Annotated in this window: 19 protein-coding genes; 13 read left to right on the top strand and 6 right to left on the bottom strand. The window is 44.2% G+C overall.

The genetic code is table 11. The features are described from left to right. Positions 1–6: 6 nt before the first annotated feature. The 4 genes from NYR25_08420 to NYR25_08405 are packed head-to-tail and all read left to right on the top strand — an operon-like array spanning position 7 to position 1,211. Positions 7–204 (top strand): DUF2273 domain-containing protein, encoded by a 198-nt coding sequence (locus tag NYR25_08420; GenBank protein ID UWF33594.1) that lies wholly within the window; start codon positions 7–9, stop codon positions 202–204. A gap of 13 nt (positions 205–217) precedes the next feature. Then, the gene (locus tag NYR25_08415; protein UWF33593.1) at positions 218–340 is read left to right on the top strand and encodes a hypothetical protein; all 123 of its coding nucleotides are present in this window, start codon (positions 218–220) and stop codon (positions 338–340) included. Further along, positions 333–749, top strand: a complete 417-nt coding sequence (locus NYR25_08410) for an Asp23/Gls24 family envelope stress response protein (GenBank protein ID UWF33592.1) — start codon at positions 333–335, stop codon at positions 747–749. The genes NYR25_08415 and NYR25_08410 overlap by 8 nt, the downstream gene beginning before the upstream one ends. Before the next feature lie 27 nt (positions 750–776). Continuing rightward, positions 777–1,211 (top strand): Asp23/Gls24 family envelope stress response protein, encoded by a 435-nt coding sequence (locus tag NYR25_08405; protein UWF33591.1) that lies wholly within the window; start codon positions 777–779, stop codon positions 1,209–1,211. A 62-nt stretch (positions 1,212–1,273) separates the two neighbouring features. On the opposite strand, the gene NYR25_08400 is transcribed toward NYR25_08405, so the two are convergent. The 4 genes from NYR25_08400 to NYR25_08385 are packed head-to-tail and all read right to left on the bottom strand — an operon-like array spanning position 1,274 to position 3,141. Further along, positions 1,274–1,447 carry a hypothetical protein gene (locus tag NYR25_08400; GenBank protein ID UWF33590.1) on the bottom strand — a complete coding sequence of 58 codons (174 nt, stop codon included), beginning with the start codon at positions 1,445–1,447 and terminating at the stop codon, positions 1,274–1,276. Further along, positions 1,447–2,130, bottom strand: coding sequence for an NAD(P)H-dependent oxidoreductase (locus tag NYR25_08395; GenBank protein ID UWF33589.1), 684 nt, complete (start codon positions 2,128–2,130; stop codon positions 1,447–1,449). The genes NYR25_08400 and NYR25_08395 overlap by 1 nt, the downstream gene beginning before the upstream one ends. Before the next feature lie 2 nt (positions 2,131–2,132). Beyond that, complete coding sequence (locus tag NYR25_08390; GenBank protein ID UWF33588.1) at positions 2,133–2,441, bottom strand: hypothetical protein; 309 nt, start codon at positions 2,439–2,441, stop codon at positions 2,133–2,135. After that, positions 2,431–3,141: a GTP pyrophosphokinase family protein gene (locus NYR25_08385; GenBank protein ID UWF33587.1), complete on the bottom strand. Its 711-nt coding sequence runs from the start codon at positions 3,139–3,141 to the stop codon at positions 2,431–2,433. The genes NYR25_08390 and NYR25_08385 overlap by 11 nt, the downstream gene beginning before the upstream one ends. Positions 3,142–3,293: 152 nt before the next feature. Between NYR25_08385 and dhaK the strand changes: the two genes are divergently transcribed. The 5 genes from dhaK to NYR25_08360 all read left to right on the top strand — a co-directional run bounded on the left by dhaK (position 3,294) and on the right by NYR25_08360 (position 7,815). Then, complete coding sequence (dhaK, locus tag NYR25_08380) at positions 3,294–4,286, top strand: dihydroxyacetone kinase subunit DhaK (GenBank protein ID UWF33586.1); 993 nt, start codon at positions 3,294–3,296, stop codon at positions 4,284–4,286. Between the two features lie 19 nt (positions 4,287–4,305). Continuing rightward, positions 4,306–4,872, top strand: coding sequence for a dihydroxyacetone kinase subunit DhaL (gene dhaL, locus NYR25_08375; GenBank protein UWF33585.1), 567 nt, complete (start codon positions 4,306–4,308; stop codon positions 4,870–4,872). Continuing rightward, positions 4,872–5,240 carry a dihydroxyacetone kinase phosphoryl donor subunit DhaM gene (dhaM, locus tag NYR25_08370; GenBank protein ID UWF33584.1) on the top strand — a complete coding sequence of 123 codons (369 nt, stop codon included), beginning with the start codon at positions 4,872–4,874 and terminating at the stop codon, positions 5,238–5,240. Before dhaL ends, dhaM begins: the two co-directional genes overlap by 1 nt. Before the next feature lie 194 nt (positions 5,241–5,434). Then, complete coding sequence (locus tag NYR25_08365; GenBank protein ID UWF33583.1) at positions 5,435–6,034, top strand: MarR family transcriptional regulator; 600 nt, start codon at positions 5,435–5,437, stop codon at positions 6,032–6,034. 32 nt (positions 6,035–6,066) lie between these two features. Then, entirely contained in the window at positions 6,067–7,815 is a 1,749-nt protein-coding gene (locus NYR25_08360; GenBank protein ID UWF34733.1) for an ABC transporter ATP-binding protein/permease, read from the top strand. Between the two features lie 349 nt (positions 7,816–8,164). Here NYR25_08360 and NYR25_08355 read toward each other — a convergent pair whose 3' ends face one another. Both NYR25_08355 and pepT read right to left on the bottom strand, forming a co-directional pair. Further along, positions 8,165–9,205, bottom strand: coding sequence for an oxidoreductase (locus tag NYR25_08355; protein ID UWF33582.1), 1,041 nt, complete (start codon positions 9,203–9,205; stop codon positions 8,165–8,167). Between the two features lie 121 nt (positions 9,206–9,326). Continuing rightward, a complete protein-coding gene (gene pepT / locus NYR25_08350; GenBank protein ID UWF33581.1) occupies positions 9,327–10,571 on the bottom strand; it encodes a peptidase T in 1,245 nt (414 codons plus the stop codon). Positions 10,572–10,799: 228 nt separating this feature from the next. On the opposite strand from pepT, the gene NYR25_08345 reads away from it, so the two are divergent. The 4 genes from NYR25_08345 to NYR25_08330 are packed head-to-tail and all read left to right on the top strand — an operon-like array spanning position 10,800 to position 14,205. Continuing rightward, on the top strand, positions 10,800–11,990 hold the full coding sequence (locus NYR25_08345) for a betaine/proline/choline family ABC transporter ATP-binding protein (protein ID UWF33580.1): 1,191 nt from the start codon (positions 10,800–10,802) through the stop codon (positions 11,988–11,990). Beyond that, positions 11,990–12,625, top strand: a complete 636-nt coding sequence (locus tag NYR25_08340) for an ABC transporter permease (GenBank protein ID UWF33579.1) — start codon at positions 11,990–11,992, stop codon at positions 12,623–12,625. Before NYR25_08345 ends, NYR25_08340 begins: the two co-directional genes overlap by 1 nt. Beyond that, positions 12,626–13,552 carry an osmoprotectant ABC transporter substrate-binding protein gene (locus NYR25_08335; GenBank protein ID UWF33578.1) on the top strand — a complete coding sequence of 309 codons (927 nt, stop codon included), beginning with the start codon at positions 12,626–12,628 and terminating at the stop codon, positions 13,550–13,552. Positions 13,553–13,560: 8 nt separating this feature from the next. Next, the gene (locus tag NYR25_08330; GenBank protein UWF34732.1) at positions 13,561–14,205 is read left to right on the top strand and encodes an ABC transporter permease; all 645 of its coding nucleotides are present in this window, start codon (positions 13,561–13,563) and stop codon (positions 14,203–14,205) included. Positions 14,206–14,475 lie beyond the last annotated feature (270 nt).

The raw sequence follows: 14,475 nt of genomic DNA, 5'->3' as shown, positions 1-14,475 counted from the left end.
TGGCAAATGAAAAGTGAAGTTTTAGGAGCAATCATCGCAATGATTTTCGGCATTATCTGGGTCACGGTTGGCTTTGGTAGCGCGGTATTAGTTGGACTACTTGCATTAATCGGGTTCTTACTCGGCAAGTACGGCAGAAGTCTACTATCACAACTGATTTCAGAAGTAATGTCAGCCTTGAATATGGATCGCAAGCAAAGCTAAGGAGGTTTTGTCAATGGCCAAGAAAACGGATAAGAATAAACCATTAAGATCATTAATGGGTCTAATGGTGGTATCAAGCTTATGGTTTGTTTGGAAGAATCGTCGCAAATTTAAGGAGGCGTTGAACCATGGATAAACCAAGAATCGCGCAAACTAGTTTGTCATTTGACGAAGGAGTAATCGAAAAAATTGCGGGGCTAGCTTCTCGTAAAGTCGATGGAATTCTTTCATTTGACGGTGGATTCTTTGACAACATCACCGACAAGATTCGTAACAAGGTGGATCCAACTCAAGGGATCAAAGCTGAAGTTGGCGAAAAACAGGTATCGCTAGAGATGAATGCTAAGGTGGAATACGGGTACGATATTCGAGAAATTTTTACTCAAGTATGCGACGTAATCAGCGAAGAAGTTGAACGTTTGACCGGTTTGAAGGTCATTGAGTTGAACTTCCACGTAAGTGATGTATTAAGCAAAAAAGAGTGGAAAGAACAAAATAATCGTAAACCTAATTCCGATTTAGCACCTCGTCCGGAAGCTAAGTAACTAATCACGCGAAGGGAGCATTAAAACATGGAAAATAAAATCGCAAAACCAGAAACAAAGACTACAAAACCAGAAACTAAATTAACGTTTGACGACGAAGTTTTAGCAAAAATTGCTGGTAAAACAGCTAATGGAGTAGACGGCGTTTTAAGTCTCGAAGGTAATATTTTTGAAAAAGTAACTGATCGAATTTCTAAGGGCGATGATCCAACAACGGGAGTTAACGTAGACGTTGATGATGAAAATCATACCGTTTCCCTAAAGATGGACGCCATCCTTGAATACGGGAAGAATGCCCAAGCAATCTTTGACAAGATGATTGACAAGATTACTTCTGCAGTGAAAGAAATCACCAACATGGAAGTATCAGAAATCAAACTTAACGTTAAAGACGTGCTAACCCGTGAAGAATGGGCTGAAAAGAACAACAAGGATCGTCAGCAACGTGACGACAAGCACTAAAATTTTAAAAAAGACCTGACTGAAACCTATGGGGGGATTTCGGTTAGGTCTTTTTTGGTGGTTTAATGTTCCCACATCCGGCCGTCAAGTTCGTTTTCGAGTTGGTCGGCCCGTTTTTGTTGCTCCCGGATGAGGTCACCCAGTGCTACGTAGAAGGCTTTTTGTTGGTAAGTGGTTGCTTGCTGGGCAAGTTGTTGGGCTTGGTCTAATAGCCATTTAGTTTCGGTTTGGTCCACTAGGAATCCTCCTCCTTTTTCAACATGGATAGGTTCCATGCCAAATCATCGAGCTCACTTTGACGGTTTTCCAAGCTATCTAAGACTTGGCTTAGGGTGGCCGAGCTGGAGTCTGCTTTAGTGAGTTGCCGACGCAATTGGTCACTAAACCAAGCTACCCGGCCGGCGAAATGCTCGAAATTGGGATTGTTTACATATTGTTGATAACGAACAAGCAGCCGTTGCTGGGCTTCCGGAGCCATGTAGAGAAATTGGTGAACGGCCATAATCGGTAGGTAATCCATCCGTAATTTATGGGCGAGGGCTTCAAACGGGCGCATCAGCTCAGACATCGTGTACTGTTCAGCACCCCCAGCTTGGAAATCAGCTGCCGCTTCGCCCGCGGTAATCACCAATCCCAGTTGTTTATCAGCTAACGCATAACGATTCCCGGTAGCAAAACGGACGGTTAGGACTTGGTCAAGCCAGTTTTTTAAAAGGGCGGGAGCACCGTACCAATAGAGCGGAAACTGGAAGATGATTCGGTCGTGTTCGGTTAAAAGTTGTTGCTCTTGAGCAACGTCAAACTGCTCGTTGAGCGGGTGCCAAGTAACCCCAGGCAAGTCCGCAACGGCGGCCTTAAAAAAGGGCTGGGTGCTAGAACTTGCTAGTTTAGGATGGGCGACCACCACTAGGGTTTTCATAACTAATCCTCCTCGTGAAAAACTTTTTGTGCGGCTGCCAACATGTCGGAAGCAATCGTCTCCTTGGTAAACCGCCGAATGGGTGTTAAAGAATGGCGTTGGTTGAAGTTCATTTTTTCCGTCGCCACGATCACCACTAATTGGTTATTTTCGGTCAAAAATAATTGGCCAATTTTTTGAAAATGTCCGCGGGTATGTTTACCATTCCGCCAGGCGTGAACTTTAATGGTGGACTTAAAACGATAATTTCCGGAGGAATCTAGCTCCAACGGAACCCCATAATAACGGGTGACGGGATATTTATTCTTCATTTTTGAAAACCCCGGGTTCTGATAATTCTCGGTAAATTGTTTGCATATTTTGTTCCACCTTATAGATCGTATTGGCGTCGTCAACCAAACGGTCGGCAAAGTCTGCCACCTTTGCGGAAGGTACGTTGGTTTTGTAACGCAGCTTGTGTTCTAAACTGGCCCACATATCCATTCCAACGGTGCGAATTTGAATTTCCACCGGAGTCTCCACGGGACCGGTCGACAAAAAGACCGGAACCTTTACGACCAAGTGTAAACTGCGGTAGCCGCTTGGCTTGGGGTCCCGAATGTAATCCTTAACTTTGAGTAAAGTGACGTCGTCTTGGGAAATTAGGTTTTCCTTGATGGTGTAGACGTCGCTGATGTAATTGGTGATTACTCGAATGCCCCCGATGTCAAAAATGTTGTTTTCTACCGCGGCAATCGTCTGCGGTAAATGCTTCTTTTTCATTTTATTGAAGAGGGAGTCGACCGATTTCATCCGTTGTTCCATGTGGTGAATGGGATTATGGTTGTACTCATTTTCGTATTCGCCGTCAAGATTTTCCAACTTGGTACCCACTTCGTTAACTGCGGATTGGCATAACCGGTAGTAACGCATTAAGTTCCTTAGTTCCGTAACGTGTTCGGGTCCGATAACCCGCTCCAAATCGTCGTTAATTTGACGAATGTTAAACATGTTGTTCCGTTCTAAAATCATTTTTGCGAACTCCTTTTAAAAATTAGCATCATCTCCCACATTATAAGGGAAAAGGTCGATTAAGGTAAATCAAAGAGGGAGATTACTTGTGATTGTATCCGCTTTCAACTAGAATCTAATTGTGAGGAAAGAAAACGAAAAGGAGTGGCATGATGAAAAAAATTATTAACGACCCGAAGCAAGTTGTCGAAGAGATGCTTCAGGGAATGGTGAAAAGTTATCCAGATTACTTAAAACGCATACCAGAAACCGGGGTGGTTTACCGTACGGATTTAGATAAAATTGCTGGCAAAGTCGGCATCGTTAGCGGTGGCGGTAGTGGACACGAACCCGCTCACGCTGGTTTTGTGGGCGCGGGAATGCTGAGTGCAGCGGTTTGTGGCGAAGTCTTTACTTCCCCAACTCCCGACCAGATTTTTGAAGCGATTAAAAAGGTAAATTCTGGAGCTGGCGTATTTTTGGTAATTAAAAATTATTCTGGCGACGTAATGAATTTCGAAATGGCGCAAGATATGGCGGAAATGGAAGACATTCCCGTTAAAACAATCGTGGTCGATGACGACGTTGCGGTGGAAAATAGCACTTACACACAGGGCCGCCGCGGAGTCGCCGGAACCATTTTAATGCATAAAATTTTAGGCGCGGCTGCCGACCAAGGCGCTAGTTTGGATGAAATTGCTGAACTAGCTACGGCAGTCTTACCTAACCTCAAAACCGTGGCGGTTGCTTTAAGCGGCGCGACGGTTCCCGAAGTGGGCAAACCCGGATTTGTCTTGGCAGACGATGAAATTGAATACGGAGTGGGAATTCACGGTGAACCAGGTTACCGCCGGGAAAAATTGCAACCGTCTAAGAAATTGGCAAAGGAACTAATTGAAAAGTTAAGGTCGGAGTTTCGGTTTCGGAAGGGCGATTCCGTAGCGGTGCTGGTAAACGGCATGGGGGCAACTCCGCTTATGGAACAGTACGTCTTTATGAATGACGTGCTGGATCAGTTAGCCGAAGAAGGTTTGCACGTGCGTTTCAGCAAAGTCGGGAACCTCATGACTTCGTTAGACATGGCCGGAGTTTCACTGACTATTTTGAAGATTAAAGACGATTGGGTCGATAAGTTAAATTATGCGACCCACACAATTGCATGGTGATTGAAGGGAGCGAATTGATTTGTTAACAGTGGAAGACGTAAAAAAATGGATGGAAAAATTTAACCAGGAGATTCAAGCCCAACACGCTTACTTGAGTGATTTGGATACCCCAATTGGGGACGGTGATCACGGAAATAACATGGCCCGCGGAATGGATGCCGTAATGGAAGCTATTAACGGGAAAGATTTTCCGGATTTGCCAGCGATTTTTAAAACAATTGCGATGAGTTTAATTAGCAAGGTTGGCGGAGCTTCGGGACCGTTATACGGGACCGCCTTTATGGAAATGGCAAAGGCTAATAGCAGTGATGTACACGAATTACTCGTTGCCGCTACTGCCGGTGTACAAAAACGGGGTAAGGCAATTATGGGCGAAAAAACGATGGTGGACGTCTGGGAGCCGATTTCAGAGAAAGCTTCCTTTACCGCAGAAGATGTCGAGCGGGCGGTAGAAAGCACCAAGCCAATGATTGCTAAGAAAGGCCGGGCTTCTTATGTAGGTGAACGTTCAGTAGGTCACCTAGACCCGGGCGCGGTTTCCACCGGTTACTTACTGAAAGCTTTGCTAGCAGTGGAGGAAAAATAATGGAATATGGAATTGTAATTGTTTCGCACGTTGCCGAAATTGCGCAAGGCGTGCAACGCCTAATTAAACAAGTTGCCCAGGACGTCCCGGTAACGACCGCCGGTGGATTAGCTAACGATGAAGTGGGTACCGAAATGCAACGCATTATGCAGGCATTTGACGACAATGCGGCAGATAAGCTGCTCGCGTTCTACGATTTAGGCAGCGCCAAGATGAACTTAGAGATGGCCGCGGAAATGACCGCTAAAGAAGTTAAGCTCTACGATACGGCTTTGGTGGAGAGTGCGTATACCGCGGCGGCTTTATTACAAGTCAACACTAAGATTGAGGACGTGGAAAAGCAGCTTCAGGACTTGAAAATCAAGTAAGCATTTCGTAGTTAAGGAATAAGTATTAATGAAATCAAAGCTCAACTTTACGGGAAATTGCCGGTAAGATGGGTTTTGGTTTTTTTTGTCGCAATTTATTTAGTTTTCATGTTGACAAACAAACTAAATGATTTTATTATTTAGTTTGTTAAATAAAAAGTAAACTAAATAAATTGAACGGAGGAACTTTAATAATGAATAAAGATGAAATTTTAGACAACTTGATGAAAATCACTCACCAACCTTTTTTGGTTTTCGCGAACCGGGTGGAAGAAAAAACGGATAACACGTTTGAAACTTTGAAATTGCTAGCTAAGGAAGAAAACGTAACTGCGGGCCGGATCTCGGAATTCTTAGATATCAAACCGTCCAGCGTGACCCAGATTATTAAAAAATTAGAACAGGCTGGTACCGTGGTTCGCGAAAAATCACCCAGTGATTCCCGCGTAACCATCATTAAAATTACGGATAAAGGGACCGAAAGCTTAAAAACTCACGAATCCATCGGTGGGACTTTAAAAGACGTCTTGTTTAAGGATTTTTCGGACGACGAGTTAACCAAGTTGGCCGACTATTTAAAACGGATGGTTGAAAACATGGACGGGGATGAATTCAAGGAAAAATTTAGTGAAGTGTTCAGCAACGATCGTCGTTGGGAACAATTTGGCAAAATGAGTCCGCATTTTGAAAGAGCCCGCGAACAAATGCTTCGGCATAATCATTTCGGAAGAATGCGGCCCGGCGATTTCAGGGGCTTTGATGGTTTTGATGATTGGAAGAAAGGACGGCGCTAAAATTGGCAACAAACGCACGTTTTAACGATACGATCCGTAAAGATCGTACTAAATTTAATTTTAGACAGTTTTTCGGGTTGATTAAGAAAACTAGCCCCAAGTACCTGCTTTTAGTCCTGGGGGTAATTTTATTAGCAATTAGTTCAGGGGTCCAAGTCTACGTACCTAAGTTAGCCTCCACGTTAGTTAATAACTTTACCAAGGGTGTCGATTACTCGTTATTAGCAAAAGTGGTTTTGCTGTTTGTGGCTTCGGCAATTTTTTCGGCAATTGGGGGCACGATTCTCGGAATCTTTGGCGAAAACGTCATCCAGAATTTACGAAAAACGTTGTGGGAAAGGTTGACCCTCCTAAAAGTTAGTTATTTTGATACCGTAAAGGCCGGCGAAATTTCGAGTCGGTTAGTTAACGATACCAACCAGGTTAAACAGCTTTTGGCGGTTACCTTTCCCCAAACCCTAGCCAGCATTATTACCGTGGTAGGGACCGTCTACATGATGATTCGGATGGATTGGCACATGACTTTAGCAATGGTAATTGCCGTTCCCGTGGTGGTCATTTTAATGATTCCGGTAATGGCCTTTGGAACGAAGGTCGGCCATATCCGGCAAGATGTGTTAGCACTATTTAACGGAATCGTTAGCGAAACGCTCAGTGAAATTAGGTTGGTAAAAACTTCTAACGCGGAAAACCAGGCCCAAAACCACGCTGACAACGAAATCAACCGCTTGTTTAAAATCGGGAAAAAAGAAGCCGTTTTTGATGCGGCGATGCAACCCATCATGATGATGGTTTTCATGAGCATGATCTTTGGCCTTTTGGCGTATGGAATTCACCGGATCGCAATCGGGGTGATGTCAATTGGTACCCTAATGAGTTTTTTGATGTACCTGTTTAATTTGATTGGTGCGCTTCCTATCATTGCGACCCTGTTTTCGGAGATGGCGAAAGCTTCCGGTTCCACAAGAAGGGTGGAGGAATTACTGGAAGAGGAACCAGAAGATTTTAACCATGGTGAAGTGCTAGACTTGGCTGATAAAGATTTAAAGGTGGAACACGTTGACTTCGCTTACGCGGATGCTCCTGAAGAAGAAGTCTTAAAAGACATTTCATTTGAGGCTAAGCCTAACCAAGTGATTGCGTTTGCGGGACCCTCTGGTGGCGGAAAATCAACCATCTTTAGTTTGTTAGAACGTTTCTATGAACCAACGCGCGGGGAGATTAAGTTTAACAATACTAATATTCGAGACATTCGGTTAACTAATTACCGTAAGCAAATTGGGTTTGTCTCCCAAGATTCAGCCATGATGGCGGGGACGATTCGTGATAACCTTACGTACGGTTTGGACGACGACTTTACGGACGAGCAGCTATGGGAAGTGCTAGATTTAGCGTATGCAAGGAAATTTGTCGAAGAAATGCCTAACCAACTGGATACTGAAGTTGGCGAACGGGGCGTAAAAATTTCTGGTGGACAGCGGCAACGAATCGCAATTGCTAGGGCGTTTCTCCGGAACCCGAAAATTTTAATGCTTGATGAAGCGACGGCTAGTTTGGATTCAGAATCGGAAATAAAGGTTCAAGATGCCTTAGCCAACTTAATGAAGGGGCGCACTACGCTAGTAATTGCCCACCGTTTGTCGACAATCGTGGACAGCGACCAAATTTACTTTGTGGAAAATGGGCAAATTACGGGTTCGGGAACGCATCAAGAGTTAGTTGCTTCCCACCCAATGTACGCTAAGTACGTGAATGAACAGTTTAAGGTAGCTACCGCGTAAAATGATTAGGTCGTTAAAAACTTTTGTGCTTTTTAGTAGCCTAATGAGGAAAAAATTAAAAAGGCCGAGAAAAACTAAACTAAAGAAGAAATGCTTTTTATAGATGAAAAGACTTTTAAAAAGCTGTTTGGGTGTTTTGCCTTCAACAGCGTCAAAGAAGTGTAACAAAAGTCAGTTTGACCCGCCAAACTAAAAAATCGACCGTGATGTAAATTCATCACGGTCGATTTTTAGTTAACGTTCGTAAACTATCCGACTTTGGCCCCCGTTCTTTTTGTTTAGTAGGGTAAAAAGTCAGTTAAGGTGCGGCCAAGTTTCCAGCTTTGCCCTAACCATTAACGATTGTAATTTACTTCATTTGGTAAAGATGAGGACCTTTTTCAGCAATTCCCGCTTCTAAAATTTCCATGTTCCACAAGGCTTGCTCGTTGGAAACTAGTTTAGGGTCGCCGTTGGTAAGGGTGGCAACGATGGAGTCGTAAACCCGGCCATAATCCCCATTAATGGTAGGAATTTGTTTTTCAATCCAGTCACCATTCTGATTTTTATACTTAACCACCCCAAATTGACTAGGAGCATCAATTCCAAAATGATCGTCGCCCGGCATGATGCCAAGCTTTAAGTCGTTTTCCTGTTGGTCAATGTCGTATTTAACGTAGGTTCCGTTAGTTCCGTGAAGTAAGAAACGAGGGTAGGGACGCGCGGCTAACGGATTGCTGACCACGGTCGCCTTGAAGTTATCGTAGAATAACTGCGTTTCGTAAAAATCATCGACGGAACTAGCAGGATTTTGAATCGCCCGGATGTCGTAATTAATTGTCTGAGGTTTGCCAAAAAGCCCCAAAATTTGGTCAAGCATGTGGACGCCCAACCCGTAAAATTGGCCATCGACTTGGGAACCTTCATGGAGGCTGTCATCGGGACGGTACTTATCAAAGTGGGATTCAAGCAACAGGGGTTTGCCCACGTAGCCGCGTTCAATCACCTTTTTAAGGGTGAGGTAGTCGCTATCGAAACGCCGGTTTTGGTAAGGCATCGCCAATAATTTTTTGGCATCAGCAAGTGCAAAAAGTTCTTTAGCTTCGGCTTGGTTGGCCACGAACGGTTTCTCAATCAAAACATTTTTGCCATGTTCTAACGCGGATTTCCCGTATTCAAAATGGGTGGCCGGCGGCGTACAAACCGTAACTAACTGAACTTCCGGGTCGTTTAAAACCTGTTCGAGGTCGTCGGTAAAGACAGTTTTGGAATCATAAAATCCTTGCTCCTTTTCCGGATGGCGCCGGTGGTTATAAATGTATTTAATTTTGATGTCGCGTTCTTTAATGTAGGGAATGTGGTAACGGTTGGCGCTTTTACCAAATCCAATAATCGCCATTGTAAGTGACATAATTAAGCTCCTTTTCTACTAAAAAGGACTGTACAACGAGGTTGTCACAGTCCTTAATGTCAAAACGAGTTTCAATTTTCCAACTTTTCTAGTTGGCAGAATTTTTCCACTCTTTAAAAAATTAATTGTTTTCTTCTGTATTAATACGGTTGATTTCTAATAACAAGTCAACGGCGCGTTCCATGGTTTGAACCGAAACGTATTCGTAACGGCTGTGCATGTTTTCGCCACCCGCGAAGAGGTTCGGGGTTGGAATTCCCATGAAGGAAATCTTAGAACCATCTGTACCACCACGAACGGGGTAAATGTCCGGCTTGATATCCAAGTTTTCCATGGCCTTCTTAGCAATGTCAACCGGCGTCATGTCTTTTTCAAGAATTTCACGCATGTTGTAGTATTGGTCGTGAACTTCCACGTTGACCCGATCTTCACCAAATTCAGCGTTCATCTTGTCAGCAATGTCCTTCATGGTTTGCTTACGTTCTTCAAATTTTTGCCGGTCGTGATCACGGATAATGTAAACTAACTGAGCGTGGTCAGGGGTACCAGTCATCTTGAAGAGGTGGTAGAAGCCTTCGCGGTCTTCAGTTTCTTCTGGACGATCATGTTCTGGCAATTGGTTGTGGTAGTCAATTCCAACTTGCAAAGCGTTGACCATGAGTCCCTTAGCAACCGCCGTGTGAACTTCGTTACCTTGAATTTCAATCGTTGCTTGGGCAGCGTTGAAGGTTTCGTATTCAAGTTCGCCAAGGGGACCACCATCAACGGTGTACGCGTACTTAGTGTTAAAGTCCTTAGCGTCAAAATGGTCAGCACCAGTACCGGTTTCTTCGTCAGGGGCAAATCCAATCCGGATTTCACCGTGCTTAACTTCGGGGTGTTCTTTATAGTAGTCCAACATGGTCATGATGTCGGCAACGCCAGACTTGTCGTCAGCACCTAATAGAGTTAATCCGTCGGTGGTAACTAAGTCATGACCCGCATATTTCTTCAAACTTGGGAAGACGGAAGGCTTTAGAACCCATTTGCCGTCGCCGCTGAGGTCGATATCAGATTTGCCATCGTAGTTTTTGTGAACTTGAGGTTGGATATTTTCAGCGTTGAAATCAGCTGTATCAACGTGTGAAATGTATCCAATTACGGGAGTGTTGCCGTCGTCGTTAGCTGGCAACGTCCCAACTACGTAACCAGAAGATGGTTGGGTGTGGACGTCCACTACGCCAACTTCTTCTAATTCTTTTGCCAAAGTTTTTAAGAATTCAACTTCTTTAGGATCGGTGGGAACTGTACTTGAATTAGGATTTGAACGAGTATTTACCTTTACATATCTTAGAAAACGGGGAAGCAATGTTTCATATTTTGCCATTTTTCTCAGCTCCTTTTAATTTATAGTACTATCTTACAACATCTATTTCTTTTAACAAGTTTTAATCCTCATTAAAACAATAAAGAATTCGGTTACAGCTAAAAGCCTTACACTGGCGCGATTGTACAAGGAAGTGTTATATATGTTATAGTAGCACCCAATGCCTCTGAGACCGAATGTATGGAAACTAGTTGTTTTAGAGAACAATAAGGAGATGTTTAAATAGAAATGTTACTTGAAATGAGCCATCTGTCAAAGGTTTATCCTGGGAACAAAGTGGCCGTTGATGACTTTAATCTAAACGTCGAAAAAGGCGAGTTTATCTGCTTTATCGGAACTTCCGGTTCGGGAAAAACCACCACAATGAGAATGATTAACCGGATGCTTAAGCAGACATCGGGGACGATTAAGATCAATGGGCAAGATATCGCCAAGATGGATCCGGTTAAACTTCGTCGTAAGATTGGTTATGTAATCCAAAATATTGGATTAATGCCCCACATGACCATTCGGGAAAATATTACCCTTGTACCAAAGTTATTGAAGTGGCCTGAAGAAAAACGCAATGAACGGGCTAAAGAAATGATTAAGCTGGTTGATTTACCAGAAGAATATTTGGATCGTTATCCTTCCCAACTTTCTGGTGGACAACAGCAGCGAATCGGGGTAGTGCGGGCGCTAGCTGCGGATCAAGACATTATTTTAATGGACGAACCGTTTGGCGCACTCGACCCGATTACTCGGGAAGATTTGCAAGACCTCGTTAAGGATCTGCAAGAACGGTTAGGCAAAACCTTCATCTTCGTTACCCACGATATGGATGAAGCCTTACGCCTTTCCAGCCGGATCGTAGTCATGACCGGCGGAAAGCAAGTTCAAGTGGACACTCCCGAAAACATTTTACGTCATCCAGCTAATGATTTTGTGGCTAACTTAATTGGACAAGATCGTTTGATCCAAGCTAAGCCAAGTATCACGACCGTTGGGCAAGTGGCCAATAAGCCAGCATCGATTGCGATTGATCAGCCGGTAGTGCGGGCACTTGACATTATGCACAGTCGGCGAGTTGATACGCTATTAGTTACTGACGCCGAAGAACGCCTAAAGGGAATTGTCAGCATCGAAAAGGTTGACGAATATTACCATTCCGGTAAAACCGTGGGGGAAATCATGGATCCGCGGGTATTTTACGTTAATGAAGATTCCATTATTCGGGACACTGTGGACCGTATTTTGAAACGTGGTTTCCGAAACGTGCCGGTAGTTGATAAGAAGGGCCGGTTAACCGGTATTGTTACCCGGGCGACCCTCGTAGATGTGGTTTATGACGCACTCTTTACCGATGATTCAATCGTTGCGGACGGAAACAATTCAAGTCAAACCACAAAGGAGCCTACTAAGAAAGATGGTGATCAATAATGATCAACTTCTTAAATCAGTATGGCGCGGACATTCTTAGCAAGACTGGACAACACATTTATATTTCAGCGGTTGCCCTTGCGCTCGGGATCATCGTGGCGGTGCCCCTCGGGATGCTGCTTACGCGGGCTCCTAAAATTTCAGGGGTGGTAATTGGACTTGCCAGCGTGATGCAAACCATTCCCGCGTTAGCTTTATTGGCAATCATGATTCCAATTTTTGGAATTGGATCCACTCCGGCAATCGTGGCGCTATTCATTTACTCATTGCTACCTATTTTACGGAACACTTATCTGGGATTAACCAGTGTAGATCCTGCGTTAATTGACGCAGCGAAGGGAATGGGAATGAATAGTTTCCAACGCATGTGGAAAGTTGAACTTCAATTAGCCCTTCCGGTAATTATGGCGGGGGTTCGTTTATCAGCAACTTACGTAATTGCCTGGACAGCTTTAGCTTCCTATATTGGAGCGGGCGGTTTAGGTGACTTGATTTTCAACGGGTTGAACTTATACCGGTCTGATTTGATTTTAGGCGGTTCAATTCCGGTAATCATCTTAGCGTTAGTTGCCGATTTCCTTTTAGGCAAACTTGAAGCCAAACTAACCCCCAAAACAATGCAGGAGGTGGGTTAGATGTTGAAAAAACTACTTAAACTGATCCTACCGTTAGGCGTGTTGACCGTAATGCTTTCGGGATGCGGTTGGCCAGGTTTGAACGGCACTTCGGGAGATACGGTGCGGATTGCGGCCCAAAATACTACTGAACAGCAAATTATGGGCGCAATGATTCAACAGTTAATTGAACATGATACGAATTTAAATGCGGAAGTAATCAACAACTTGGGCTCGGGAACGGTTAGTTTTCAAGCTCAAAAGCGTGACGAAGCTGATTTAACTTCGATTCGCTTCAGTGGAACTGACTACCAGACCATTTTGCATGGTCCCCAAGGTAAGTCACCACAGGAAGTGAACGATTACGTAAACAAGGAATTTGACCGGCGCTATGATATGACGTACTTCCCAACTTACGGGTTCGCCGATACCTATCAATTTATGGTAACGCAGGACTTTGCGAAGAAACATCATATTGAAACGGTCAGCGATTTGAAAAAAATTGCTCCTAAGATGAAGGTCGGGATCGACCAAACTTGGTTAAGCCGGAAAGGTGACGGTTACGAAGATTTTAAGAAGCGTTACGGCTTCCAGTTCGGCCACGTATACCCAATGCAAATGGGATTGCTTTACAACGCTTTAGCAAGCAACAAGATGGACGCGGTCCTCGGTTATTCGACAGATGGCCGGGTACGTAGCTACCATTTGAAATTACTTAAGGACGATCGGCAATTCTTCCCACCATACAGTGCGAGTGTCGTTGTCAATAACAAAGCGTTGAAGAAGTACCCACAATTAGCACCTGTTTTACACAAGTTAGACGGTAAGATTTCACTGGAAACAATGCAAGAATTAAATTACCAAGTTGATAACAATTTGAAAGAACCATCGGTGGTAGCTAGTGAGTTTCTTAAGGCGCACCACTACTTTGAAGGAGGGAAGCACTAATGCAAAGTATGAATATTTGGCAACAACTGTTCTATTACTTCTCGCATAATGGAATGTACGTGCTTTCGGAATTCAGTCGCCACTTTTTGATTTCCATTTATGGAGTCATTTTAGCGGCAATTGTGGGGATTCCTGTAGGGATTTTCATCGCGAAGTACCGGAAGATTAGTGATTGGGTAATTGGTTTGGCAAACGTGATTCAAACCATCCCGTCCCTAGCGATGCTATCGATTTTAATGCTTGGTTTAGGTTTAGGAGTATCTACCGTAATCGTGACGGTTTTCCTATATGCTTTACTACCAATCATTAAGAACACTTATACGGGGATGCTGAACGTAAACGATGCCTACCTCGATGCCGGTAAGGGAATGGGGATGACTAAGCTCCAGGTCCTCTGGATGATTGAAATTCCCCTGTCACTATCGGTAATTTTAGCTGGAATTCGGAACGCCATGGTATTGGCAATCGGGATTACTGCGATCGGGACCTTCGTTGGTGCTGGCGGTCTGGGAGACATTATTATCCGCGGAACCAACGCCACAAACGGGGGTGCGATTATCCTCGCCGGAGCGTTGCCAACTGCGTTAATGGCCATCATTGTCGATTTGGTGCTTGGTGCACTAGAAAATCGGCTTCGGCGGCGGACGCTTTAAAACACACGCGAATTTAATCAACGAGCTAAGAGAAATCTTGGCTCGTTTTTTTGTGCTCTATTGCGAGATAGCCGAAACGTGTTTTGCCCCCAGCTCTCTGCGGCTAACCCAATCCCGTCGTTAGTCGCCAAATTCGTGGTTAACGGAATTCACTCTACTGCAATGTAGTTGAAACGTGCTCCAACCCCCAGCCTTTTCCGGTTAGCCAAATTTTGTAATTAATCGCTAAAATACAGCGATTAACGCTCTATTACGAGATAGTCGAAACGT

Origin of the sequence: Pediococcus acidilactici (assembly GCA_024970065.1) — a bacterium.
Classification (GTDB): Bacteria; Bacillota; Bacilli; order Lactobacillales; family Lactobacillaceae; genus Pediococcus; species Pediococcus acidilactici_A.
The sequence above is the reverse complement of the archived record's forward strand: the minus strand, read 5'-3'. Positions and strand labels throughout refer to the sequence as shown.

Excerpts from the sequence above, each read along its gene's own strand:
- NYR25_08405 (UWF33591.1), top strand. The coding sequence starts at position 777 with ATGGAAAATAAAATCGCAAAACCAGAAACAAAGACTACAAAACCAGAA.
- dhaK (UWF33586.1), top strand. The coding sequence starts at position 3,294 with ATGAAAAAAATTATTAACGACCCGAAGCAAGTTGTCGAAGAGATGCTT.
- NYR25_08340 (UWF33579.1), top strand. The coding sequence starts at position 11,990 with ATGATCAACTTCTTAAATCAGTATGGCGCGGACATTCTTAGCAAGACT.
- NYR25_08420 (UWF33594.1), top strand. The coding sequence starts at position 7 with ATGAAAAGTGAAGTTTTAGGAGCAATCATCGCAATGATTTTCGGCATT.
- NYR25_08330 (UWF34732.1), top strand. The coding sequence starts at position 13,561 with ATGAATATTTGGCAACAACTGTTCTATTACTTCTCGCATAATGGAATG.
- pepT (UWF33581.1), bottom strand. The coding sequence starts at position 10,571 with ATGGCAAAATATGAAACATTGCTTCCCCGTTTTCTAAGATATGTAAAG.
- NYR25_08385 (UWF33587.1), bottom strand. The coding sequence starts at position 3,141 with ATGATTTTAGAACGGAACAACATGTTTAACATTCGTCAAATTAACGAC.
- NYR25_08345 (UWF33580.1), top strand. The coding sequence starts at position 10,800 with ATGTTACTTGAAATGAGCCATCTGTCAAAGGTTTATCCTGGGAACAAA.
- NYR25_08335 (UWF33578.1), top strand. The coding sequence starts at position 12,626 with ATGTTGAAAAAACTACTTAAACTGATCCTACCGTTAGGCGTGTTGACC.
- NYR25_08390 (UWF33588.1), bottom strand. The coding sequence starts at position 2,441 with ATGAAGAATAAATATCCCGTCACCCGTTATTATGGGGTTCCGTTGGAG.
- NYR25_08365 (UWF33583.1), top strand. The coding sequence starts at position 5,435 with ATGAATAAAGATGAAATTTTAGACAACTTGATGAAAATCACTCACCAA.
- NYR25_08410 (UWF33592.1), top strand. The coding sequence starts at position 333 with ATGGATAAACCAAGAATCGCGCAAACTAGTTTGTCATTTGACGAAGGA.
- NYR25_08355 (UWF33582.1), bottom strand. The coding sequence starts at position 9,205 with ATGTCACTTACAATGGCGATTATTGGATTTGGTAAAAGCGCCAACCGT.
- NYR25_08395 (UWF33589.1), bottom strand. The coding sequence starts at position 2,130 with ATGAAAACCCTAGTGGTGGTCGCCCATCCTAAACTAGCAAGTTCTAGC.
- NYR25_08415 (UWF33593.1), top strand. The coding sequence starts at position 218 with ATGGCCAAGAAAACGGATAAGAATAAACCATTAAGATCATTAATGGGT.
- dhaM (UWF33584.1), top strand. The coding sequence starts at position 4,872 with ATGGAATATGGAATTGTAATTGTTTCGCACGTTGCCGAAATTGCGCAA.